The organism is Burkholderia sp. NRF60-BP8 (genome assembly GCF_001522585.2).
In the GTDB taxonomy this organism is placed as follows: domain Bacteria; phylum Pseudomonadota; class Gammaproteobacteria; order Burkholderiales; family Burkholderiaceae; genus Burkholderia.
This window is the reverse complement of sequence record NZ_CP013372.1, coordinates 793,425-814,977: the sequence shown is the minus strand read 5'-3', so window position 1 is coordinate 814,977 and position 21,553 is coordinate 793,425. Positions and strand designations below refer to the sequence as shown.

General features: G+C 69.6%; 21 protein-coding genes. 13 read left to right on the top strand and 8 right to left on the bottom strand.

Features of this window, described 5'->3' with window-relative positions; genetic code table 11:
- Positions 1–258 precede the first annotated feature (258 nt).
- The 4 genes from WS54_RS03795 (at position 259) to WS54_RS03780 (ending at position 3,324) form a co-directional block, all read left to right on the top strand.
- The gene (locus tag WS54_RS03795; RefSeq protein ID WP_059784089.1) at positions 259–957 is read left to right on the top strand and encodes a phosphatase PAP2 family protein; all 699 of its coding nucleotides are present in this window, start codon (positions 259–261) and stop codon (positions 955–957) included.
- 118 nt (positions 958–1,075) lie between these two features.
- Positions 1,076–1,870 carry a molybdate ABC transporter substrate-binding protein gene (gene modA, locus WS54_RS03790; RefSeq protein ID WP_059784090.1) on the top strand — a complete coding sequence of 265 codons (795 nt, stop codon included), beginning with the start codon at positions 1,076–1,078 and terminating at the stop codon, positions 1,868–1,870.
- Positions 1,871–1,880: 10 nt separating this feature from the next.
- Positions 1,881–2,558, top strand: a complete 678-nt coding sequence (gene modB, locus WS54_RS03785) for a molybdate ABC transporter permease subunit (RefSeq protein WP_059501220.1) — start codon at positions 1,881–1,883, stop codon at positions 2,556–2,558.
- 64 nt (positions 2,559–2,622) lie between these two features.
- Positions 2,623–3,324 (top strand): sulfate/molybdate ABC transporter ATP-binding protein, encoded by a 702-nt coding sequence (locus WS54_RS03780; RefSeq protein WP_059784093.1) that lies wholly within the window; start codon positions 2,623–2,625, stop codon positions 3,322–3,324.
- Between the two features lie 161 nt (positions 3,325–3,485).
- Here WS54_RS03780 and WS54_RS03775 read toward each other — a convergent pair whose 3' ends face one another.
- The 3 genes from WS54_RS03775 to WS54_RS03765 all read right to left on the bottom strand — a co-directional run bounded on the left by WS54_RS03775 (position 3,486) and on the right by WS54_RS03765 (position 6,515).
- Positions 3,486–4,331 (bottom strand): TOBE domain-containing protein, encoded by an 846-nt coding sequence (locus WS54_RS03775; RefSeq protein ID WP_059784097.1) that lies wholly within the window; start codon positions 4,329–4,331, stop codon positions 3,486–3,488.
- 44 nt (positions 4,332–4,375) lie between these two features.
- A complete protein-coding gene (locus WS54_RS03770; protein ID WP_059784100.1) occupies positions 4,376–5,992 on the bottom strand; it encodes a CHAD domain-containing protein in 1,617 nt (538 codons plus the stop codon).
- Positions 5,993–6,131: 139 nt separating this feature from the next.
- Positions 6,132–6,515 carry a tautomerase family protein gene (locus WS54_RS03765; RefSeq protein WP_034205254.1) on the bottom strand — a complete coding sequence of 128 codons (384 nt, stop codon included), beginning with the start codon at positions 6,513–6,515 and terminating at the stop codon, positions 6,132–6,134.
- Positions 6,516–6,628: 113 nt separating this feature from the next.
- Here WS54_RS03765 and WS54_RS03760 point away from each other — a divergent pair, with 113 nt between their 5' ends.
- The 5 genes from WS54_RS03760 (at position 6,629) to WS54_RS03740 (ending at position 11,328) form a co-directional block, all read left to right on the top strand.
- Positions 6,629–7,486 carry a LysR family transcriptional regulator gene (locus tag WS54_RS03760; protein WP_059784103.1) on the top strand — a complete coding sequence of 286 codons (858 nt, stop codon included), beginning with the start codon at positions 6,629–6,631 and terminating at the stop codon, positions 7,484–7,486.
- Between the two features lie 41 nt (positions 7,487–7,527).
- Complete coding sequence (locus WS54_RS03755; protein ID WP_059785091.1) at positions 7,528–8,451, top strand: DMT family transporter; 924 nt, start codon at positions 7,528–7,530, stop codon at positions 8,449–8,451.
- Positions 8,452–8,518: 67 nt separating this feature from the next.
- Positions 8,519–9,298 carry a sensor histidine kinase gene (locus tag WS54_RS03750; RefSeq protein ID WP_034205257.1) on the top strand — a complete coding sequence of 260 codons (780 nt, stop codon included), beginning with the start codon at positions 8,519–8,521 and terminating at the stop codon, positions 9,296–9,298.
- 76 nt (positions 9,299–9,374) lie between these two features.
- Positions 9,375–10,718 (top strand): hemolysin family protein, encoded by a 1,344-nt coding sequence (locus WS54_RS03745; RefSeq protein WP_059784106.1) that lies wholly within the window; start codon positions 9,375–9,377, stop codon positions 10,716–10,718.
- A 25-nt stretch (positions 10,719–10,743) separates the two neighbouring features.
- On the top strand, positions 10,744–11,328 hold the full coding sequence (locus tag WS54_RS03740) for a thiamine phosphate synthase (protein ID WP_059784109.1): 585 nt from the start codon (positions 10,744–10,746) through the stop codon (positions 11,326–11,328).
- Positions 11,329–11,395: 67 nt separating this feature from the next.
- Here WS54_RS03740 and WS54_RS03735 read toward each other — a convergent pair whose 3' ends face one another.
- Positions 11,396–13,051: a DUF3459 domain-containing protein gene (locus tag WS54_RS03735; protein ID WP_059785093.1), complete on the bottom strand. Its 1,656-nt coding sequence runs from the start codon at positions 13,049–13,051 to the stop codon at positions 11,396–11,398.
- Between the two features lie 302 nt (positions 13,052–13,353).
- Between WS54_RS03735 and WS54_RS03730 the strand changes: the two genes are divergently transcribed.
- Together WS54_RS03730 and WS54_RS03725 are read left to right on the top strand one after the other, a co-directional pair.
- Positions 13,354–14,061 carry a class I SAM-dependent methyltransferase gene (locus tag WS54_RS03730; RefSeq protein ID WP_059784111.1) on the top strand — a complete coding sequence of 236 codons (708 nt, stop codon included), beginning with the start codon at positions 13,354–13,356 and terminating at the stop codon, positions 14,059–14,061.
- A 99-nt stretch (positions 14,062–14,160) separates the two neighbouring features.
- Complete coding sequence (locus tag WS54_RS03725) at positions 14,161–14,829, top strand: glutathione S-transferase (protein ID WP_034205261.1); 669 nt, start codon at positions 14,161–14,163, stop codon at positions 14,827–14,829.
- Positions 14,830–14,844: 15 nt separating this feature from the next.
- On the opposite strand, the gene WS54_RS03720 is transcribed toward WS54_RS03725, so the two are convergent.
- Positions 14,845–15,498 carry a DUF1345 domain-containing protein gene (locus tag WS54_RS03720; RefSeq protein WP_034205262.1) on the bottom strand — a complete coding sequence of 218 codons (654 nt, stop codon included), beginning with the start codon at positions 15,496–15,498 and terminating at the stop codon, positions 14,845–14,847.
- 122 nt (positions 15,499–15,620) lie between these two features.
- Here WS54_RS03720 and WS54_RS03715 point away from each other — a divergent pair, with 122 nt between their 5' ends.
- Entirely contained in the window at positions 15,621–16,352 is a 732-nt protein-coding gene (locus WS54_RS03715) for a metallophosphoesterase (protein WP_059784114.1), read from the top strand.
- 60 nt (positions 16,353–16,412) lie between these two features.
- On the opposite strand, the gene WS54_RS03710 is transcribed toward WS54_RS03715, so the two are convergent.
- A complete protein-coding gene (locus WS54_RS03710; protein ID WP_034205264.1) occupies positions 16,413–17,114 on the bottom strand; it encodes an RES family NAD+ phosphorylase in 702 nt (233 codons plus the stop codon).
- Positions 17,111–17,530: an MbcA/ParS/Xre antitoxin family protein gene (locus WS54_RS03705; protein WP_027782522.1), complete on the bottom strand. Its 420-nt coding sequence runs from the start codon at positions 17,528–17,530 to the stop codon at positions 17,111–17,113. Before WS54_RS03705 ends, WS54_RS03710 begins: the two co-directional genes overlap by 4 nt.
- A gap of 235 nt (positions 17,531–17,765) precedes the next feature.
- On the opposite strand from WS54_RS03705, the gene WS54_RS03700 reads away from it, so the two are divergent.
- A complete protein-coding gene (locus WS54_RS03700) occupies positions 17,766–18,548 on the top strand; it encodes an ABC transporter substrate-binding protein (protein ID WP_034206232.1) in 783 nt (260 codons plus the stop codon).
- Positions 18,549–19,794: 1,246 nt separating this feature from the next.
- On the opposite strand, the gene WS54_RS03680 is transcribed toward WS54_RS03700, so the two are convergent.
- On the bottom strand, positions 19,795–21,279 hold the full coding sequence (locus WS54_RS03680) for a sigma-54 dependent transcriptional regulator (protein ID WP_059784117.1): 1,485 nt from the start codon (positions 21,277–21,279) through the stop codon (positions 19,795–19,797).
- Positions 21,280–21,553: the final 274 nt, after the last annotated feature.

Genomic DNA, 21,553 nt, shown 5'->3' with positions numbered 1-21,553 from the left:
GATCGGGCTCGCAGTCAGGAAAAAATAGGGGCGCCATCAGAGCACCGCAACGGATGCATCGTTCGACTTTGTGCAATGCACCATAGCATTGTTTCCGGGATTTTTCCTGCACGCCGATCGTTGCCGGTAGCGCAAAAAACGGGCCTCATGCGGACGCGGCGCTATACTGGGGCTTCGTCGCTTGTATCCGTTGTAGTCGTTCTTCCCGGCTCGCGCGTTGATTTAAGCATTGTCCCGCCTTCGTCCGCTCCCTTCCCGATGTTCGACCTGCCCGCTCACCTGTGGATCATGATCACCGCGTTCGGCGGCGCCGGCCTGACCTTGCCGCTCGCGATCACGATCGCCGTCTGGCTCGCGCTCGGCTACTCGTGGCAGCGTGCGGCCGCGTGGCTCGGCGTGCTCGCGGCCGCGATCGGCGTGGTGGCGCTCACGAAGATCGCGTTCCTCGGCTGGGGCATCGGCATCCGCGCGTGGGATTTCACCGGATTCAGCGGGCATGCGATGCTGTCGACGTCGGTGTATCCGGTCGCGATCTTCCTCGCGCTGATCCGCACGCGCACGCCGGTGCGGATCGCCGGCATCGCGCTCGGGCTCGCGGCCGGCGTCGCGGTCGGCGTGTCGCGGGTCGCACTCGCCGCGCATTCGCCGTCCGAATCGATCACCGGCTGCATCGTCGGCGCGATCGCCGCGCTCGCGTTCATCGCCGGCTCGTGGCGCGCGGCGCCGCACCGCTGGTCGGTGCCGGCGGTCGTCGCGAGCCTCGCGCTCGTCACCGTGGCGCTGCACGGCCTCACGGTGCCGTCGCACCGCTGGGTCACCAAGGTCGCGCTGCAACTGTCGGGCCACGAGCGCCCGTTCGTCCGCGCGCGCTGGAAGGCCAACCCGAACTACCGTCCCGCGTCGCAGCCGTCGTCGCTGCAGCGCACCGAATCGGCGCCGCATACGCTTCACGCGTGACGGGCGCCCCTTTTTACGTCTGACCATTTCATGCGCACTGCCGCATGAGCAGTATGTCGAGCGTTATAACCCGCCCTATATTACGATTACGGTTTCCACCCATTCGAAACGAATCCCCATGCGCTCAACCGTCCGTCCGCTTCGCCGCGCCCTGCTTCGCCTGCTGCCGATCGCCACGCTTGCCGCCGGGGTCGCGTTCAGCGCGCCCGCTTCCGCCGCCGACGAACTGGTCGTGTCGGCGGCCGCCAGCCTGACGAATGCATTCAAGGCCGTCGGCGACGCGTACGAGAAGCAGCATCCCGACACCAAGGTGCTGTTCAACTTCGGCGCATCGGACGTGCTGATGCAGCAGATCGCCAAGGGCGCGCCGGCCGACGTGTTCGCGTCGGCCGACCAGAAGGCGATGGATCGCGCGGTGAGCGAGAAGGTAATCGTGCCCGGCACGCGCCGCGATTTCGCCGCGAACTCGCTCGTGCTGATCGTGCCGGCGGACAGCCATGCGGCCGCGCCGACGTCGCTGAACGACCTGACCGCGCCCGGCGTGAAGCGCATCGCGTACGGCGACCCGGCCTCGGTGCCGGTCGGCCGCTACACCGAGGGCGCGCTGCGCGCGGCCGGTGTGTGGGACGCCGTCAGCGCGAAGGGCGTGCTCGCCGCCAACGTGCGCCAGAGCCTCGACTACGTCGCGCGCGGCGAGGTCGACGCGGGCTTCGTGTTCGGCACCGACGCCGCGATCATGCCGGGCCGCGTGAAGGTCGCGCTGACGGTGCCGACCCGGACGGCCATCACCTACCCGATCGCCGTGGTCAAGGACAGTCGCCACGCCGCGCAGGCGCAGTCGTTCATCGATTTCGTCGCGTCGCCGCAGGGCCAGGCCGTGCTGTCGACGTTCGGCTTCAAGCCCGCCAAGTGAGCGTATCGCGATGCAAGACGCCTGGGTCCCGCTGCTGCTGTCGCTGAAGGTGGCCGGCTGGGCGACCGCGCTCGACATCGTGCTCGGCGTCGCGGCGGCGTTCGTGCTCGCGCGCTGGCGCTCGCCGCTGCGCGACGTCGTCGATTCCGTGCTGACGCTGCCGCTCGTGCTGCCGCCGACGGTGCTCGGCTATTACCTGCTCGTGCTGCTCGGCCGGCGCGGCGTGTTCGGCGCGTGGCTCGACACGCTCGGCATCGCGCTGGTGTTCACGTGGCAGGGTGCGGTGATCGCGTCGATGGTCGTCGCGTTTCCGCTGATCCTGAAATCGGCGCGCGCGGCGTTCGAGGGCGTCGATCCGCATCTGGAGCGCGCCGCGCGCACGCTCGGGCTCGGCGAAGGGGCGGTGTTCTTCCGCGTGACGCTGCCGCTCGCCGCCCGCGGGATCCTCGCGGGGGCGCTGCTCGCGTTCGCGCGCGCGCTCGGCGAATTCGGCGCGACGCTGATGATCGCCGGCAACCTGCCCGGCCGCACGCAGACGCTGTCGGTCGCGATCTACGCGGCCGTGCAGGCCGGCGACGACGCCACGGCCAACTTCCTCGTGCTGGTGACGTCGATCACCTGCGTGCTCGTGCTGCTCGCGACCGGCTGGCTCGTGCCGTCGCGCGCCCGGCGGAGCCAACTGACATGAAGCGCCCGTCCCGCCCGTATCGCCGGCGCCGTGCGGTAGCCGGCCCGCTTCGGCGGAGGGTCGAATGAGCCTCGTCGTCGATATCCGCAAGACCTACGCGAACGCCGAGCGCCGCTTCACGCTCGACATGTCGTTCGCGGCGACGACGCAGCGCGTCGTGCTGTTCGGGCCGTCCGGCGCGGGCAAGAGCATGACGCTGCAGGCGATCGCCGGACTGCTGACGCCCGACGAAGGCACGATCGCGCTGAACGGCGAGCCGCTGTTCGACGCTGCACGCCGCATCGACGTGCCGACCCGCGAACGCCGGGTCGCGTATCTGTTCCAGGACTACGCGCTGTTTCCGCATCTGAACGTGCGGCAGAACATCGCGTTCGGGCTCACGTCCGGACTGCGCAACCCGCGCGCGAAAACGGTGCCGCCAGAAGTCGCGTACTGGCTGCGCGCGTTCGACCTCGAATCGCTCGCCGGACAGTATCCGTCGCAGTTGTCGGGTGGGCAGAAGCAACGCGTGGCGCTCGCGCGCGCGCTGGTCGCGCAGCCGCGCATCCTGCTGCTCGACGAACCGTTCGCGGCGCTCGACGGCGCGATGCGCCAGCGCATGCGTCATGAGCTCGCCGAACTGCAGGCGCGACTCGACATCCCGATGGTGCTGATCTCGCACGACCCCGACGACGTCGCCGCCTTCGGCGACCAGGTCGTGCAGTTGAGCGAAGGACGCGTGCTGGCGAACGCGCCGCACGCCGAGTGGCCGACGCGCGTCGTCTGAACGCGCGACGCCTTGGTCGTGACCGTGGCGCTGGCCGCCACGTTGAAGCCTGAGAGACGCCGCATCGCGGCACATGCTGAAAGCGGAAAACGAGGCCGGTGCGATGCAAACGGGTGCGGCGCCGGCTTCGCCCCGCCCCCGCGGCGAGCCGCACTGCCCGGTCAGCCCGTCACCGCCAGTATCACGCTCGACGCCTTGAACAGCGCGATCGCGCGCCGGCCGACGTCGAGCTGCAACGCATCGACGCTGTCGTTGGTCACGACGGCCGTCAGCGTCCCGCCGCCGTCGAGCGCGAGCGTCACCTCACTGTTTATCGCACCCGCCGCGACGGCTTCGACGCTGCCGCACAGCCGGTTCCGCGCGGACACCTTCAGCTCGGACCCGCCATCGTCGACCGCGAGCACGACCCACGACGCCTTCACCAGCGCGCACGCGCTCGCGCCTTCCCGCAGCCCGAGCGCCTCGGCGCTTTCGTGCGTCAGCACGGCGACGACGGATTGCCCGCCCGGCAGCGCAAGCGTCACCTCGTCGTTGACGGTGCCGCGCACGATCGACGCGACCTTGCCGAACCACTGGTTGCGCGCGCTCGTCTTCATCCCGATCCGGCCGATCAGCGCCCAGTCGACGTCGAAGCCGGCCACGGCCGCGCTCGCGGCCTCGATGAAGCGGCGATGCTCGCGCTCGATCGTGCGGAATGCGGCAATCAGCGACGTCGCGCGCGGCGTCAGCGTCGTGCCGCCGCCGCCCTTGCCGCCCGTCGAGCGCGCGACGAGCGGCTCGCCGGCAAGATTGTTCATCGTGTCGACCGCGTCCCACGCGGCCTTGTAGCTGAGGCCGACGGCCTTCGCCGCGCGCGTGATCGAACCGGTGTCGCCGATCGCCGCGAGCAGCGCGATGCGCGTCGCGCCGCCGAGCGTCTGGTCGCCGGCGCGCAGCCACAGCTCGCCGCCCAATTCGAGCGGTCCGGCGGACGAGGAGGAATGCGGTGCGTCGGTCGTCATCGGCATGCGTGCGGGATACGGGCGGCCATTATAGGGTCGGCGCACGGCGCTCAGCCCGGCTTGCCGCCGAGCTTCGGCGCCCGCAGGCTGGCCAGTAGCGCCTCGGCGTCGCGCGCCGCCCGCTGTTCGAGCGCGGCGCCGTAGCCGCGCACGAAACCGATCTGGTACGGCGGCGCCGCCAGTTGCTCGAGATGATGCAGCGCGACCATCGCGTCGTTCGCCTCGCCGAGCACGCTCTGCACGCGCGCCAGCGTCTTGACCGTCTCGTTGCGCGTGCGGCGCGACGCGAGCGACGCGAAGAATTCGAGGGCATAGCGCAGCCGCTTCGCATCGATCCGCACCCGATGGCGGGCCGCGGTGTCCAGCGACGTGAGCGACGGCGATGCGTAGAGATGACCGAACAGCCGCCGCACACGCCTGGACGCGTGACGCCGCAGCGACGGCGCGTCGTCGCCGTCGGCCGCCGGCAGCGCGAGCGCGCTCAGCCATTCGAGCCAGCCGAGCGTCAGCCGCGCATAGCGGGCCGAATGCAGCGCCTGCCGCAGCTCGACGCGCGCGGCCATCGACTGCGCGCGGGCGGCGTCGAGCGTGCCGTCCCAGTCGCTGCCGCCGCCGTCGGCCGCGATCAGCGCGGGCAGGCTCTCGGTCGCGAACACGTCCCAGTCGCGCACCGTGCCGAGCAGCGCGGCGAGCCAGCGCAGGTCGACGCCGAGCGTGTCCTTCCATTGACGGTCGGTGAAGCGCGGAAAGAAGCGCATCAGCGTGCGCAGGCGGCGCAGCGCGACGCGCATCTGGTGCACGAATTCGGGATCGTCGCGATCGAGGACGCCGCATTCGTTGCCGAGCCACTGCGCGGTGATGTCGCCGGACAGCGCGAACAGCGCGGCGCGCTGGGTGCGGATGCCGGTCAGGTCGACGGATTGCGCCTTGACCAGCGCGGGCGCCAGCGGGCCGCCCGCACAGGCGCGGTCGATCACGCTCGTCAGTTGCACGAAGGCGGGCCACGCGCCGCTCAGTTCGCGCGCCGCGGCAAACAACGCGCGCAGCGCGGCCGTGCGCGCGGCCACGGTTTCCCAGTCCGGCGCGGCCAGGCGCAGTTCGACGTGGCGTCGCGGCGGCTCGCCGCCGCCGTGCAGCGTGATGTCGTCGAGCGTCATTTCGACCACGACGCCGCTGTCGTCGGCCCAGCGCCCGCGCCGCCGTTCGCTGACGACGCGCAGCGCCGACGCCTGGGACCGCGCTTCGTCGGTGTCCGGTGCATCGCCGCCGACGGCGGCCCGTGCGTCGGCACCGGCTGCGGCGCTCGGCGCGGGTATCGGCAGCGGCGTGGCGACCGCGATCCCCGCGTGCTCCGCGTCGAACAGTTCGCGCTGCGTGACGCCGGGGGCGAACGTCGCGGTGCGCGAGGCGACGACCCGCGTGCCATGCGCGTTCGATTCGACCCAGGTCCACCAGTTCGCGCCGGGACTCCGCTCGGCCTCCTCGATCTGGCACGGTGCGATCGTCACGCGCTCGTGGCCGCGCCGCATCCGGACCTGCGGGCAGATCCGCCACGCACGCACGAGCTCGGCGCCGAAGTCGCGCTGCGCGCCCCGGGCGCGGCTTGCGCCCTTGACCGGCCACCCTTCCAGCGACAACGACAACACGATTTCCAGCACACGCGACATGGAGGCTCCTGCACATGAAGGATCGCCGGCGCATCGACCGCGCCGGCGTCGTTCGTGAAGCAACTTCCATAGTACACGCCCCAAAAGCGCGCAGGCGACGATCCGGCCCTGTCTCCCTGTGGCAGGTCAAGCCGGCACGTCAGACGGCGTATTGCGCGATGCCGTTGCCGAACGACCAGTTCTCCTTCAGCACCTCGACGAGACTGATGAATACGTCTTCCCGCCGCACGCCGGGCTGCTGCGCGAGGTTCTCGACGATCGTCCGGTACAGCGCCCGCTTCTGCTCGAGCGTGCGCGTGTTGTTCGCGGTGATCTGGATCATCACGAGATCGTCGCTGCGCTCGATATCGTAGTAATGACGGCCGAACACGAAGTTCTCGGCCGCGTGCTCGGTCACGACCATGAAGATGTCGTCCTCGGGTACGTTGAACGTCTGCATCAGCGCGCGGTGCACGCCGTCGACGAGGGCCCTGCGGTAGGCGGCCGGTTTGCCTTCGCGTACGGCGATACGGGTGAATGGCATGGTCTTGCTCCTGTCGGTGAGTGACGTTGAAGAACGAAAACACAGCGTCAGGTTAGGCGCGCCAACCTATAATGAACAGTCATTGATGAATATTTCATCCATTTTCACTTGAAATGAAAGTACTCGATCTCGATGCCGTCCGCGCGTTCGTGCTGGTCGCCGACCTCGCCAGCTTCACGCGCGCCGCCGATGCGCTCGGCACCACGCAATCGGCCGTCAGCCTGAAGCTGAAGCGGCTGGAAACCCATCTCGGCAAGCCGCTGCTCGCGCGCACGCCGCGCGTCGTCAAGCTGGCCGCCGACGGCGAGCATTTCCTGCCGGCCGCCCGTGCGCTGCTCGACGCGCACGAGCATGCGCTCGGCGCGATCTCGACCGGCACGGTCCGCCTGTCGCTCGGCGTCAGCGAGCACGTCGCGGTGCCCGACCTGCCGGCCGTGCTCACGAGCCTGCACCGGCAGGATCCGGGGCTGTCGCTGGAAATGCATCTCGGCGCGTCGACGAGCCTGCTTCCGCAATACGACGAACGGCGGTTCGACGCAGTGATCGTCCGTCACGAACCGGGCGAGGATCCGCCGCGCGACGACGGCACGCCGCTGTTCACCGAGCCGCTCGCCTGGCTCGCCGCGCCCGACTGGACGCCGCGCGCCGGCGAGCCGCTGCCGCTCGCGGTGCTGGCCGGCCCCTGCGGCGTGCGGGCCGCCGCGCTGCGCGCGCTCGACCGCGCGGGGCTGCCCTGGCGCGAGCGCTTCACGGGCGGCGGGGTCGCGGCGGTCACGGCGGCGGCCGCGGCGGGGCTGGCCGTCTGCCCGCTCGCGCGCCGCGTCGCCCCGCGCACGCTGGTCGACGTCGGCGCGAAATTCGGGCTGCCGCCGCTGCCGCAATCGCAGGTCGTGCTGTATTCGCGCGTACGCGACGCCCGGGCCGCCGCCGCGCTGCGCAGGTTTGCCGACAGCCTTGCAATCTCGGCGTAAACTAGCGGGCTCCACCGCCCGCAATCTCCAGACGAATGCCGATGAAGCCCGACGCCCGCAAGCACCTCCGCGCCAATCTGCTGATGCTCGCCGCCGCCGCGATCTGGGGCTCCGCTTTCGTCGCGCAACGCCTGAGCCTCGACGTGATCGGGCCGTTCCTGTTCACCGGGCTGCGCTTCCTGCTCGGCGCGCTCGTGCTCGTGCCGCTGCTGATGATGAATACGGCGTCGCGCGCGCAGCTCGCGGCCATCCGGCGCGAACCGGCCCTGCTGCTGCCGGGCGTCGCGCTCGGCGGTCTGCTCGCCGTGTCGATCTCGCTGCAGCAGTTCGGCCTGCAATACACGCGGATCGCCAACGCCGGCTTCATCAGTTCGCTGTACGTCGTGATCGTGCCGCTGATGGGCGTGTTCGCGCGCCACCGGATCGGCGCGGGCACGTGGTTCGGCGCGATGCTGGCCGCGGTCGGCCTGTATTTCCTCAGCATCGACGAACACTTCGCGGTGCTCGACGGCGACTGGTTCCAGCTCGCGGGCGCCGTCATCATCGCCGCGCACGTGATGGCGGTCGGCCATCTCGCGAAACGCCACGATCCGCTCGTGCTCGCGTTCCTGCAATTCGCCGTGTGCGGCATCGCGTGTCTCGCGGTCGGCCTGGCGGTCGAACCGATCAGCGTCGCGATGCTGCGCGGCGCGCTGCCGACGCTGCTGTACGGCGGGCTGCTGTCGGTCGGGGTCGGCTATACGCTGCAGGTCGTCGCGCAACGCGACGCGGCGCCCGCACACGCGGCCGTGATCTTCAGCATGGAAGGCGTGTTCGCGGCGATCGCCGGCTGGGCCGCGCTCGGCGAAACGCTGACGCTGCGCGCGCTCGTCGGCTGCGCGCTGATGCTGGCCGGCCTGCTCGCGTGCCAGTTGCTGCCGAACGGCGACGCACGGAAAAAGGACGAGGACGCGCTGCCGGCGTGACGCCCACCGTCCCTATAATGGCGATTCGCGTGACTTCCACGCCAACCGCTTCCGACAGGCCTGCTCCGTGACGTCCACTTCCGTCGATCCCGCCGCCGACCTGCTGCGCGAACGCGCAGCGCACTACGCCGCCCAGGCGGCGCTATTCCTGCGCGACCAGGCGCTCTCCATCGCGTCGCACGACCTGCGCAGCCCGCTGAATGCGATGCACAGCTGGGCCTACGTGCTCGAGCGCCAGCTCGCCCATGCCGATCCGAACCTGCAGCGCGCGCTCGCGGGCATCCGCACGGGCATCGACCAACAGGTCGCGCTGATCGACGGCGTGCTCGACGCGCCGCGCGCGGAAACGCGCATGCTCACGCTCGCGCCGCGGCCGTTCGCGCTGCGCGCGCTGCTCGACGAGACGGTCGCGCTCGTGCGGTTCGCGCTCGCCGACGCACGGCAGGTCACGCTCGACACGACGCTGCCGGACGGCGAACCGTCGCTCGCCGTCGATCGCGAACGCGTCGCGCAGGCGCTCTGGACCATGCTGACGACGGCCGTCGAGGCCAGTGCCGCGGGCAGCCGCGTCGCGTTCGCCTGCACGCGCGACGGCGCGCAATTCACCGCGCGCGCCACCTGCACCGTTAACGCCGGCGCGCTCGTCGATCCCGCGCAGCCGCACGCGTTCGAATCGTTCGCCCGGCGCGAGATGCTGCGCGAGCGCGATGCAAAGCGCAGCGCGTGGACGCTCGCGCTGTGCCAGCGCGTCGCGCTCGCGCACGGCGGCACGTTCACGCACGACGTGTTCGCCGACGGCGCCGCCGCCACGCTCACGTTCTCGATTCCCTGCGAGGCGCCGGTGTAAGCAAGCGGCCGGTCGATACATTACAAATTCCTTTCCGGCTCTATACTGATGGGCCTGTCATAACCGGAGCGATTCTTTGTTACAGATCTTCGCGCTCATCGGCGCGTTGTTCCTGGTGGCCCTGAACGGGTTCTTCGTTGCGGCCGAATTCGGCCTCGTCAAACTCCGCGCAACGCGCGTCAAGACCCTCGCCCGCAAGCACGGCCTGCGCGGGCGCATCCTCGGCATCGTGCACGGCCGGCTCGACGCGTATCTTTCCGCGTGCCAGCTCGGCATCACGCTCGCGTCGCTCGGCCTCGGCTGGGTCGGCGAACCGGCGTTCGCGCAACTGATCGGCCCGCTGCTCGACCTGGTCGGCGTCCACTCCGAACGCGTCGTGCACCTGATCTCGCTCGTGTTCGCGTTCTCGCTGATCTCGTTCCTGCACATCGTCGTCGGCGAACTGGCGCCGAAATCGATGGCGATCCGCCAGTCGGAGAAGGTCGGCCTGTGGGTCGCGCTGCCGCTCTACGCGTTCTACTGGGCGATGTATCCGGCGATCTGGGTGCTCAATACCAGCGCCAACGCGGTCCTGCGGCTCGCGGGGCTGTCGGCCGACCACGGCGGCGACGCGCACTATTCGACCGACGAGCTGAAGCTGATCCTGCGCAGCCGCCGCAGCGCGGCCGGCAATGCGGCACAGCCGGCGCGCGGCACGTACAGCAACGACGAGTGGAACACGCTCGCGCACTCGCTCGATTTTTCGTCGATGACCGTGTCGGACCTGATGCGGCCGGCCCATGAAATGATCGGCCTGCGGCGCGACCTGCCGCTGCCCGACAACATGGAGATCGTCGCGCGGCACCGCTTCAGCCGCTATCCGCTGTTCGAGGATGCGTCGCGCGAACAGGTGAGCGGGCTGATCCACCTGAAGGACCTGTTGCTCGCCCGTCACGCGGGCGCCGCGCTCGACGACCTGTCCGACTACGTGCGCCCGGTCCAGTACGTGAAGCCCGACACGCCGGCGCTCGAACTGTTCCGCCGCTTCCGCAAGGGCGCCCCGCACTTCGCGCTGGTAGGCAACAAGGGCGAGAAGCCGATCGGCTTCCTGACGCTCGACAACCTGCTCGGCGCGCTGGTCGGCCAGATCCACGACGAGTTCCGCCAGGGCGATGCCGACTGGAGCCGTCTCGACGACGGCACGTTGATGGGCAAGGGCAGCCTGCCCGTCGTCTCGCTCGAACAGGCGCTCGGCATCGACATCGACGAAGGCCGCGCGGAATCGGTCGGCGGCCTCGTGATCCAGGCGCTCAGCGACCTGCCGACCGAAGGGCAGCGCGTGTCGTTCGACCGCTTCGACGTCGTCGTGAAGAAGATGAACGGGCCGCGCATCGTGCTCGTGCGCGTCTATCCGAAGATCGCGAAAGAGGCCGACGAATGACGGCCGCGCGCCGCGTCGTCGCGCGATGAACGCGCCGCTGCCGCGCTGCTGCGTGATCACGCCAGAACCGGCGTCCGCGTCGGCGGCCGATCGGGCCGCGTTTCTCGACCGGCTGTCGGCCGTGCTCGCGCGCGGCGAAACGCTCGTGCAACTGCGCGTGAAATCGCTCGACGCGGCCGCGTTCGCATCACTGGCCGCCGCGGCGCTCGCCCGCTGCGACGCAGCCGGCGCGTCCCTGATGCTGAACGGGCCGATCGATGCAGCCGGCGTGATGCGGCTCGACGGCGCCGGCTGGCATCTCGACGGCGCCGCCCTGCGCGCCGTCGCGCAACGGCCGCTGCCGGCCGGCCGCCGCGTGTCCGCCGCGTGCCACTCGCACGACGATCTGCTGCTGGCCGCGCGTGCGGGCGCGGATTTCGTCACGCTGTCGCCGGTGCTGCCGACGCTCAGCCACCCCGGCGCGCCAACGCTCGGCTGGGCGCAATTCGACACGCTGGCCGCCCAGGCCGCGATGCCCGTGTTCGCGCTCGGCGGCATGACGCACGCGCATCTCGACGAGGCGCGCCGTCACGGTGCATACGGCATCGCGGGCATCCGCGGGTTCTGGTAATTCGGCGCCTTCCGGCAGCGTTGCCGGGCCGGGCCGCGCCCGGCTCCGACGCGTCACGCGCTCGGCCTCACGCGTTCAGGTTCGGACGCATCCCGCGCCACGAACCGTCGTCGATGCGACGCACATCGTGCGTCAGCGCGTAGCGATTGACGTCGCCCGTCAGCCACGCGACGAGCGAATACGGCGGCAACTCCCCTTCATCGACCCGGTCGCGCGCACGCGCCGGCGTCTCGAACACCACGCGCCCTCGCGGCGCGTCGAACGGCACCGCCTCGGGCGACAGGTTCAACGCGATCGTCAACGTTTCGTCGTCGGCAAGCCGCCATGATGCGCACAGCGCGTCGGCATCGCCGTCGCCATCCGCTTTCAGCGCACGTGCGTCCTGCGGCCGGCAATCGGACAGCCTTGGCGCGATCAGCTTCGCGCGCACCGCGAGCGCCGACTGCACGAAATGCGCGCGGTCGATGTCGCGCGCGGTTTCGTCGAAGATCAGCGGGATCTGCGGCGTGAGCAGCGACAGCGCCAGCCCGGCCAGACCGGCCGCCTGCCCGTCGTGATCGCCCGGGCCGCCGTCGCGCCATGCGCCATCGGACAGGACGAGCGACGTCAGCGACAGGCCGCCGTCGGCGGCCATGCCGTCAGCCGGCGCGGCCGGCCGGTACGCCGCGCCGGCCGCGGTCAGCGCGCGAGCGAGCGTGTGAATCGACTGGTGCATCGAAATGCCTTCATGCGCCGACGTGTCGCGCCCCGTGAGCCGGTGCAGCGCGCGTTCGCCGCAGCCGTTCCACTGCGCGTCGAAATGGGTATCGGCGAGATGGGCCGGATGCCGCTCGCTGCCGAGCACGAGGTGGATCAGCCGGTCGGCCGGCACGGCGGCGCGCACGCGATCCGCGATCTCGCGCAGCCACGACACGCCGATCCGGTCGGCTTCGCGCAGGCGCAGCCCGTCGCAGCGGTATTCGTCGATCCAGTACAGCGCGTTGTCGCAGAAGAAATCGCAGACTTCCGGATGGTCGAGCGCGAGCGGCGCGGCCTGCAGCGGATCGTCGCGCGTGTGGAAGAACGGCCCCGCGTAGTGGCGCAGCGCATCGGTGCCGCTGCCGAAGCGCGCGTAGTCGAGCTCCAGCAGCACTGCGAGACCGTAGCCGTGCGCATCGTCGATCAGCGCCTTCAGCGCGTCGGGGCCGCCTTCGGCCGCGAGCGGCGCGAACGGCAGGCTGTCGTGCGGCGATGCGAGCAACTCCAGCGCGGTCACGCCGAGGCGCGCGAGCTGCGGCAGGCGGCGGCGCACGCCGTCGAAGCCGCCCACCGCGTGCGGGCGGATCGCATACAGCGCGATGTCCTCCCACGCGCGCCCGTGCCAGAACGTATTGCGCCATTTGAACGCGCGCGGATCGACGACCTCGCTCGGGCCGTTGAGCCCCTCGGGTTGCGAGCGCGACGCGGGATCGGGAATCGACACCGTATCGTCGAGACGATAGCGGTAACGCGCACCCGCGCCGCAGTCGACGAAGACTTCGAACCAGTTCGGGCCGGCGCTCGTCATCGGGACGAGCGTCGGGCCGTAGCCGGTATCGAGCTCGAGCTGGACGTGAGTGCTGCCGGGCGCCCACACGCGAAAATGCGTGCGCGGCGCCGTGCTGAGCGCGCCGCAGGGCTGCGCGCCAAACGGCAAACAATGGATGTAGTGCTGCGCGTACGGATCGTGCGGACAATCGGACATCATGCGCTCCTCGTGCGTACCGAGCGGCATGGCCGCGCCGATGGCGCAGCGCATCGGGGCCCGGCATGCGACGGCCAGGCGGGGGAGAGAAACGAGTATGCGCCGGATTCGCCATCGCGATGCATCGTGGTCAGATATTTTTAAATGCGAATCGACCCCGGGGAAACCAGCGGGTGCGGGTCGACGAGTCGGGTAGTCGGCATACCGGAATGATCGCTCGCCTTGTTGCGCCGGCCACGCGCCCCTACGCTCTGCGTCATGCCCGCGGACACGCCGTCCGCCCCACTCCGAGGAACTCCGCCATGTCGCTTCCCGCCAGCGCCGCGAAATTCGATCCGTCGCGCGCACACGAATACGCCGAGCAATCGCGCATCGCGCTCGCCGGCTACGATGCGTGCCACGAACTCGCCGCATGCCTGCTCGCGTCGGCGATCGGCGTGCCCGATGCGCGGATGCTCGTCGCGGGCGCGGGCGGCACGGGGCAGGAAATCTGCGTCGCGGCCGCGCTCGAACCGGGCTGGCAGTTCACGGCCGTCGACCCGTCCGCGCCGATGCTCGCGCTCGCGCGCTCGAACGTCGAAGCCGCGGGTTTCGGCGCGCGTACGACGTTCGTCGAGGCCGGCGTCGACGCGTTGCCCGACGCGCCCGCGTTCGACGGGGCGACGCTGATCGGCGTGCTGCATCACGTGCCGGGCGACGACGCGAAAGCCGCATTGCTGCACGCGATCGCACGACGCCTGAAGCCCGGCGCACCGCTCGTGCTCGCCGGCAACCATCGCCGCTACGCGGACCACCCGCGTCTGCTCGACGCCTGGCAGCAGCGCTGGCGCATGAAAGGCGCCACGCCCGACGCCGTGCGCGCGCAGCTCGCGAAGATCCTGCAGGGCGCCGATCCGCCCGCGTCCGAGGATGCCGTGTTCGCGCTGCTGCGCGAAGCGGGCTTCGACGCGCCGCTGCGTTTTTTCGCGAGCCTGTTCTGGGGGGCGTGGATTGCGGTGCGGCGCGCATGACGGCTCGATGCGGCGCGCCACGACACGCGCCGTGCGATTCGCGAACGCGCCGCATGCGCTCGGTATGATGTCGTTCCCGCCCCCCTTTTCGGCCTCGACATGCTCACCGTCCATCACCTGAACAACTCGCGTTCGCAGCGCGTGCTCTGGCTGCTCGAAGAACTGGATGTGCCGTACGAGATCGTGCGCTACGAACGCGATCCGAAGACGATGCTCGCGCCGGCCGAATTGCGCGCGATCCATCCGCTCGGCAAGTCGCCCGTCGTGACCGACGACGGCCGCACGTTCGCCGAATCGGGCGCGATCGTCGAATACCTGGTCGAACGCTACGCCGACGGGCGCCTCGCGCCGCCGCCCGGCTCGCCCGAGCGGCACGACTACACGTACTGGCTTCACTATGCGGAAGGGTCCGCGATGCCGCCGCTGCTGCTCAAGCTCGTCGCGCTGCGGATCGCGCAGGCGCCGATGCCGTTCTTCGCGCGGCCGATCGCACGCAAGATCGCCGCGACGCTGCAGTCGGGCTTCGTCGATCCGCAGATCGCGCTGCATCTCGGCCATGTCGACGGCGCGCTGGCACGCACCGGTTGGTTCGTCGGCGACCGCTTCAGCGCGGCCGACATCCAGATGAGCTTTCCGCTCGAAGCCGCGACCGCGCGCGGCGGCGGCAGCCGGTATCCCGCGATCGCGCGCTTTCTCGACACGATTCATGCCCGGCCTGCATACCAGCGCGCGCTGGAGCGCGGCGGCCGGTACGACCTGCTCAAGTGACCGGCGTAACCGGCGTCAGCTCAGCAGCCCCGCCGCGACGTTGATCGACAAGCCGAGCACGGCCATGTTGAAGTAGAACGACAGGATCGACTGCGCGAGCACCGAGCGCCGCGCGGAGCGGTTCGCGAGCGACACGTCGGCCGTCTGCGACGCGACCGCGAGCGTGAACGCGAAATACAGGAAATCCCAGTAATCGGGCTCCGGGTTCCGGTCCGGGAAACGGAGCGCGCGATCGCCGCTCGGCGAGCCGTAATAGAGCCGCGCATAGTGCAGCGTGAAGATCGTCGGAATCAGGAACCACGCGCCGAACAGCGTCGCGCCCGTGATCGCGTAGTGGCTGAGTCCCGCGCGGAAGCCGACGCTCTTCGCGGTCGCGAGTTCGATCGCGATCGCCGCGACGCTCGCGACGGTCGCGAGGCACACGACGGTCAGCACGGTCGTCGCGTTTTCATCCTCGCGGATCGCGACTTCGCGCACCTTGTGATGATGCGCGGTGACCATGCGCACCCACATCAGCACCAGATACAACCAGACCGCGCAATCCCAGCCGATCAGCGCCCGCACGGTCGGGCGCAGCGGAAATGGCAGCAGCACCGCGCACAGCAAGCCGGCGACGAACGCCGCGACCATGCGCGGCCGGTTGCGTAATACCTGCGGATAAAACGTCATCGTGTCATTCCGAAAGCAGATGGAAAGGGTTCGACCGGTGCATCGCATCGGCGGCCAACGCGCCCCGATTATCGCCATTCCATCGCGGCGTGGCGATGGGCGCGAGCGCCTAAGATAAGGGGATGACCGCCACCGCCCTGCTCTGCCGCCATCCCGAGAATACGACCGGCCGCGACTTCGTCGTCGGCGACCTGCACGGCTGCGTCGACGTACTGCGCGCGCTGCTGCACGACGTCCGCTTCGACCCGGCCCGCGACCGGCTGTTCTCGGTCGGCGATCTCGTCGATCGCGGCCCGGCCTCCGACACCGCGCTCGACCTGCTCGAGCGGCCGTGGTGCCACGTCGTGCGCGGCAATCACGAGGAAGTGCTGAGCCTCGTCGCGCGCGGCAAGTTGCCGCCCGACGTGTGGCGCGGCATCGGCGGCGACTGGGGCGCCGACCTGCCGCCGGAGCGACTGCGCGCGCATGCGGCGCGCGTCGACGCATTGCCGCTCGTGCGCGTGATCGGCGACGGCCCGACGCGCTTCAACGTGCTGCATGCGGAATTCTTCGGCTCGGACGCGGATCTCGATACGGGCAGTTATTCGCACGACGTACGCGAGCGGCTGATGTGGGGCCGCGACCTCGTCCAGGGGCTCGCGGATCCGGCGCGGCAGGCCGGGCTGTCGCTGACCTGCACCGGTCACACGCCGGTGCGTGCGCCGCTACGGATCGGCGCGCAATGGTTCATCGATACGGGTGCGTTCGCGCCCGCCGGCCGGCTTACGCTCGCCGAGCCGCGCACCGGCCGCACCTGGTCGATGACGCAGGCCGAAGCGCGCGAACGCCACGCGGGCGACTGGCCGCTGCCCTGACGCGCCGGGCCGGCGCCGCGCCGCGCAACGCAACGGCCCGCCGCGCCGGCCCGGCGAACGTTAGCCGACCTGATTCAGCTCGAACACCGCATCGACGGCCGAACCGTTCCAGTTGTATTCGAGATAGGCCGCATGCTGGCAGTCGCGCAGCAGCGTCGTGCGGAACGCGGCGAGACACTCGCCGCGCGGGTCGCGCACCGACGGATAGACGATCCCCGCGCCGCCTGCACCGCGCACCGCACGGCCGAATGCCTGTCCCGCGCTGTAGTCGACCGGGTCCAGTAATGCGGGATCGCGCTGCGGCCACGTGCGTACGTCGGCGACGTCGCCGTGCGCGAACACGGTGTAGAGCCGCATCTGCTGACGCATCGGCGGCTCCTTCGTCGCGGCGAGGAACAGCCCGCTGTGATAGCGCGTTTCGGCGATCGCCGTGTCGCGCGTGCGCGTGCAGTAGAACACGCCGTAGCTGCCGTCCGAAAAGCGGCTGCCCAGCGGATTCAGGTGCGTGAACGCGGCCATGATCGGCCCCCAGCCCTGCCCGTAGCGGCGCTCGGCGGGCGGCACGAGATCGAGCGTGCCGACTTCGTTGCGGATGCGGTCGTTGGTCAGCGATTCGAGCGCGTAGAGCGCGTCGAAGTCGTCCGCCGACGCGACGCGGTCGAACAGGTTGATGGCCGGAAAACGGGTGGGAATCACGCGATAGGCGGGCGCCCAATCGACGGTGGTCGTGGGCCACCGGCTGACTTCGATCGGTGTCGTCACGCCCAGCCACCCCGCATCGCGTCGAGATATTGCCGGACCGCCACCAGATCGCCGACGTTGCCGGCCAGCATCCGGTCGAGTGCGCGCTTGCCGCCGAACGGCGCCGCATCGTTCGGCCGCTTGACCCACGCATCGGCCGCGGCGGGTTGGGGCAGCAGGATCTGCAACCCCTTGTAGATGCCGAGTAGCAGCGATAGCCGCTCGAGCGTATCGCGCGGCAGGCGCGCCGATTCGGGCGCGGCCTTCCACTTGAAGAACGTCGAGCGGCCCGGCGATCCGAGCAGCACGATCTGCTCGTCGATCGTCAGCTCCCAATCGCGCGCGATGTTGAAAAACGCACGCAGGCCGGCCGCCGACATCTGCGCGACCGAAGCGTGCGGCACGGCGGAATGCGAATCGTACGCGGGCTGTGACATGATCGTTAGTCTCGAAACGAATTCACTAACAAGATTAGTCCATTCTCGTATTTTTGCAAGGGTCGCACCCATCGATCGCGTGCAGGCATCCAGCGAAACGATATTTTTTGTCCATTCTGGACTACGATTTTATTTTCTGCGTTAATGGCCGTGCGGACACCGCGTCACGGCGCGGGTCGTGTCCGTGGAGACCGTGTCGCCCAGAAACCGGATGCACCACGCCAAGGAATGCACGATGAAGAGACTGATTGCCGCCGTTTCGATCGCCCTGCTCGCGGTATCCGCAGGCCCCGCCGTCGCGAAGGACTGGACCACGATCCGCTTCGGCACCGACGCCAGCTATGCACCGTTCGAGTCGAAGACGCCCGACGGCAAGCTCGTCGGCTTCGACATCGACCTCGGCAACGAGATCTGCGCGCGCCTGAAGGCGAAATGCGTGTGGCTCGAGAACGACTTCGACGGGATGATTCCGGCGCTGAAGGCGAAGAAGTTCGATGCGGTGCTGTCGTCGATGTCGATCACGCCGCAGCGCGCGCAGCAGATCGGCTTCACGACGAAGATCTACAACCAGCCGACGCGGCTCGTCGTGAAGAAAGGCTCGCCGCTGCTGCCGACCGCCGAATCGCTGAAGGGCAAATCGATCGGCGTCGAGCAGGGCACGACGCAGGAGACGTATGCGAAGGCGTACTGGGGCAAGCAAGGCGCGAACGTCGTGTCGTACCAGAACCAGGACGGCGTGTATGCCGACCTGATCGCCGGTCGCCTCGACGCAGCGCTCCAGGATGAAGTGCAGGCCGCGATCGGATTCCTGAAATCGCCGCGCGGCGCGAACTATACGTTCGTCGGACCCGAACTCGTCGACGAAAAGGTGCTCGGCATCGGCGCCGGCATCGGCTTGCGCCAGGAGGACACCGACCTGAAGGCGAAGATCGACCGCGCGATCGTCGACATGGTCAAGGACGGCACCTACAAGCGGCTCGCATCGAAGTACTTCGACTTCGACATCTACGGCGGCTGAAAAAACGGCGTCGCGCGCATACGGATGACCGCTTCCGTCGCGCGCGTCCGACCGCCCCTCCCCTTCAACCGGATGGCAACGACATCGAGCGGCTCGCCGTTGCATCGAATGCGCGTCGTGTTGCGTCGTTTGTCGTGTTGCGTCGTACGCGGCCTGGGCACGACGCTTCGTCTATCGTTCGGATTACCAATCAATCGCGTGCGACAACGGCGGGCCACGCGAGCGGACGTCGTGCGGTTCGAATCAATAGGCGAAAACCGGGCGTCGCGGTACCGGCGCCCGTGTGCACATGCCCATGCGGATCGGGTTCGCGTGCAGGAAAGTACCGACCCGGCGCGGATGACCGGCAACCAGCCGGATCCGCCTCGCGCCGGGCGCGGAGAGATGGCCTGTCGAGGCATGCCGGTCGGCCGCAAGCGCGACGTTCGAGCGGCGATGTCCCGAATCACGGCGATCGCGGCCTGCGGGCCGCGGCGTGTGACGATCGATCATTTTTCTACCCCGTTTGCTGTCTGATGTTTGTTCCGGCAACCGGACGATGCCGATGCCCCGGCGATCAGGCGACGACGCTCCGTGCTCGCCGCGACGCGGCCGCTGCACCGCGCGCGGCCGCCGCATCCCCGCGGACTGCGTCCTGGCCGGTACTGAAGGCTTTGGCTGCCTGACCGGACGGACCTCGCGTCGTCGACTCTCGCACGCCCTTCTTCGCAAGGACCGGGCCAGCGCGGCGCGAGCCCGGCCGGGCAAGGGGGCGATCGGGCCGGCTCGCGGCCGGAACCGGCGTGGGATGCCGGAAGTTACGCAATTGAAACATCGGTGCCGCGGCACGCGCCGGCGGCGGCACGGCGGGGCCTTGCGGAATAAGGCTGAACAATGGAGCGCGGAATTTTTACCGGCGACGAACCGGCCGATCGGCCCGATTCGACGCGGGAATTCGCCCGGCGGCCGACGCGAAATGTTTCATGCGCTTTACATGCCGCCGGCGGCGAGGTGCGCCGCACGCCGCGGCCGGACGCCGGACGCGGCCGATCGCATGGCTATCCTGCGGCGCCGCTGCACGCGACCTCGCGCCGCCCGGGCGACCGCCCACGACGATCCGCCGAGCTCGCCACGCTGACCCGCTTCGGCGTGTCGGGCCAAGGCTCGCCCGCGCGTGGCGCGTCGTCGCGGTCGTGCCGTGCGTGCCGCCCGTCACGTGCGTGCCGCAGCGGCTGCGGACCGCTCGCCGAGCCGGTTCGCGCGCCGCTCAGCCGACCCGCTGATGCCCGGCGTCGTCCGACGGCGCGCCGTCGTTGCCGCCGTCGTTGCCGCCGTTGTCGCCGTTGTGGTCGCGATCGTTCAGCCCGTGCTCGATCATCATCCGATAGAGCGTCACGCGTGAAATGCCGAGTTCGGCGGCGGCCTTGTTGATCCGATGGTCGTTGCGCAGCAGCGCGTTCTCGATTGCGGTGCGCTCGGCCAGCGCCCGCGCCTGTTCGAGCGTCACCGGTTCGGTTTCGCCGGGCGTGTCGAGCCCGAGATCGTGCGGCGTCAGCAACCGGCTCTCGGCCATCACGATCGCGCGCCGCACGCGATTGATCAGCTCGCGCACGTTGCCGGGCCACTCGTAGCGCCGCATCGCATCGAGCGCGGCCGACGTGAAGCCGCTGATCTTGCGGCCGCTGTCGGCCTTGAATTTCTGCAGCACGTAGTGCGCGAGGATGTCGATGTCCTTGCCGCGTGCGCGCAGCGGCGGCTCGTGGATGCGCAGCACGCACAGCCGGTGATAGAGATCCGCGCGGAAGCGCCCGGCTTCGACCGCGCCGTCGAGATCGACGTGCGTGGCCGAGATGATCCGCACGTCGACCGCGATCGACTCGTGCCCGCCGAGCCGCTCGATCCTGCCTTCCTGCAGAAAGCGCAGCAGGCTTGCCTGGCTTTCGACCGGCATGTCGCCGATCTCGTCGAGAAACAGCGTGCCGCCGTTCGCCGATTCGATCCGGCCCGCGCGCCGCTGGTTCGCGCCGGTGAACGCGCCGCGTTCGTAGCCGAACAGCTCGGACTGCAGCAGATGATGCGGAATCGCTCCGCAATTGATCGCGACGAACGGCCCCTTGCCGCGGCCGGAGCGCTCGTGAATCGCGAGCGCCGTCAGTTCCTTGCCGGTGCCCGACTCGCCCGAGATGAACACGCTCGCGTCGGTCTTCGCGACCTTGCGGATCGTGCTGAACAGTTGCTGCATCGCCTCGCAGTTGCCGATCATCCCGTGTTCGCCGATCGACGCCGCGTAGGCGGCGCCGTCGACGCGATCGAGCGCGGCCATCCCGCGCGCATGGCCCAGCACGTGCGAAATCCATTCGGACGGCAGCGGCAGCGTCACGTAATCGAAACAATAGCTGCGGATCAGTTCGCGCACGGCGGGGCCGATCGTGATGCCGGCCTGCGCGATGGAAATCCAGCCGATCGCCGGCTGGCTCAGACACATCTTCAGCGCGGGATAGTCGCGCGACGTGAACCCGGTGAAATCGACCAGCCCGGCGGCCACGCTCACGCCGGAGGTCATGTTCTGCGCGGCGCCGGCCGTCTTCGCGACCGCGATCTCCCAGCCGAGCCCGCGCAGTTGCGCCAGCAACGGCTCGTCGGGCGTGCGCATGATCACGAACAGCTTGCGGCCGGCCTCGGGAGCGGTGACGGACACGTCCGTCATCTCGGGCGCCGCGTGCCCGTTTGCGTCGGGTGACCTTGCAACCATCGTTGTTCCCCGCTTGGCTTTGGTATCGCGCGCCGGCTCACCGCCGCGTACGACGGACACGATCGAACCGACATATTGGGCGTATTCCCGTCCGAATAAAATCCCCCTGCGCATGAATCGCGCGGGAGTCGACGTCGCCATGAACGGTATATCGATGCGGCCGGCCGCCGGCTAGATGGGTGTTATCCCTGTGGCGGGCGCCGCACACGGCCGGAAAGAACCGGTGCCGCACGCGCAAAGCCGCGCCGGTGCTGGCGCGAGGCATGGGTATGGG

Bases quoted from the DNA above. Each gene is read 5' to 3' on its own strand.
- WS54_RS03755 (WP_059785091.1), top strand. From the start codon at position 7,528: ATGAAGCCCGACGCCCGCAAGCACCTCCGCGCCAATCTGCTGATGCTC.
- WS54_RS03765 (WP_034205254.1), bottom strand. From the start codon at position 6,515: ATGCCATTCACCCGTATCGCCGTACGCGAAGGCAAACCGGCCGCCTAC.
- WS54_RS03795 (WP_059784089.1), top strand. From the start codon at position 259: ATGTTCGACCTGCCCGCTCACCTGTGGATCATGATCACCGCGTTCGGC.
- WS54_RS03680 (WP_059784117.1), bottom strand. From the start codon at position 21,279: ATGGTTGCAAGGTCACCCGACGCAAACGGGCACGCGGCGCCCGAGATG.
- WS54_RS03705 (WP_027782522.1), bottom strand. From the start codon at position 17,530: ATGTCACAGCCCGCGTACGATTCGCATTCCGCCGTGCCGCACGCTTCG.
- WS54_RS03720 (WP_034205262.1), bottom strand. From the start codon at position 15,498: ATGACGTTTTATCCGCAGGTATTACGCAACCGGCCGCGCATGGTCGCG.
- WS54_RS03715 (WP_059784114.1), top strand. From the start codon at position 15,621: ATGACCGCCACCGCCCTGCTCTGCCGCCATCCCGAGAATACGACCGGC.
- WS54_RS03770 (WP_059784100.1), bottom strand. From the start codon at position 5,992: ATGTCGCGTGTGCTGGAAATCGTGTTGTCGTTGTCGCTGGAAGGGTGG.
- WS54_RS03730 (WP_059784111.1), top strand. From the start codon at position 13,354: ATGTCGCTTCCCGCCAGCGCCGCGAAATTCGATCCGTCGCGCGCACAC.
- WS54_RS03780 (WP_059784093.1), top strand. From the start codon at position 2,623: ATGAGCCTCGTCGTCGATATCCGCAAGACCTACGCGAACGCCGAGCGC.
- WS54_RS03740 (WP_059784109.1), top strand. From the start codon at position 10,744: ATGAACGCGCCGCTGCCGCGCTGCTGCGTGATCACGCCAGAACCGGCG.
- WS54_RS03775 (WP_059784097.1), bottom strand. From the start codon at position 4,331: ATGCCGATGACGACCGACGCACCGCATTCCTCCTCGTCCGCCGGACCG.
- modB (WP_059501220.1), top strand. From the start codon at position 1,881: ATGCAAGACGCCTGGGTCCCGCTGCTGCTGTCGCTGAAGGTGGCCGGC.
- WS54_RS03735 (WP_059785093.1), bottom strand. From the start codon at position 13,051: ATGTCCGATTGTCCGCACGATCCGTACGCGCAGCACTACATCCATTGT.
- WS54_RS03700 (WP_034206232.1), top strand. From the start codon at position 17,766: ATGAAGAGACTGATTGCCGCCGTTTCGATCGCCCTGCTCGCGGTATCC.
- WS54_RS03725 (WP_034205261.1), top strand. From the start codon at position 14,161: ATGCTCACCGTCCATCACCTGAACAACTCGCGTTCGCAGCGCGTGCTC.
- modA (WP_059784090.1), top strand. From the start codon at position 1,076: ATGCGCTCAACCGTCCGTCCGCTTCGCCGCGCCCTGCTTCGCCTGCTG.
- WS54_RS03760 (WP_059784103.1), top strand. From the start codon at position 6,629: ATGAAAGTACTCGATCTCGATGCCGTCCGCGCGTTCGTGCTGGTCGCC.